Raw genomic sequence first — 255 nt, 5'->3', positions numbered from 1 at the left:
ATTCCGAAGACCTCCTCCACCGCCCAGTCACGCGCCCAGTCCCCGACGCGGAACAGCGGAGCGGGGGCGGTCAGCCGGTTGGCCACCAGCACCTCGATCACCTGGCCGTGCGTCAGATCAGCCCGGGGATCGGGCGGGCACAGCGCGTCGACGATCCCTGCGACATCCAACCGGCGCAGAAACTCGGCGGCGACGGGCAGAGCGCCCAGACGCTTGGTCACCACGGACTCGATCGCAACCCGCATACGAGGGCGC

At 70.2% G+C, this 255-nt stretch carries 1 protein-coding gene; it reads right to left on the bottom strand.

Annotated features, from left to right (window positions below):
- A partial coding sequence (locus RM590_RS36300) for a DUF4277 domain-containing protein (RefSeq protein WP_311708994.1) occupies positions 1-224 on the bottom strand: 224 nt, incomplete at its 3' end.
- Positions 225-255: the final 31 nt, after the last annotated feature.

The sequence above is a fragment of the Streptomyces litchfieldiae genome, assembly GCF_031845365.1.
Classification (GTDB): Bacteria; Actinomycetota; Actinomycetes; order Streptomycetales; family Streptomycetaceae; genus Streptomyces; species Streptomyces litchfieldiae.
Note: the sequence above shows the minus strand (reverse complement) of the source record. Positions and strands in the feature narration are given on the sequence as shown.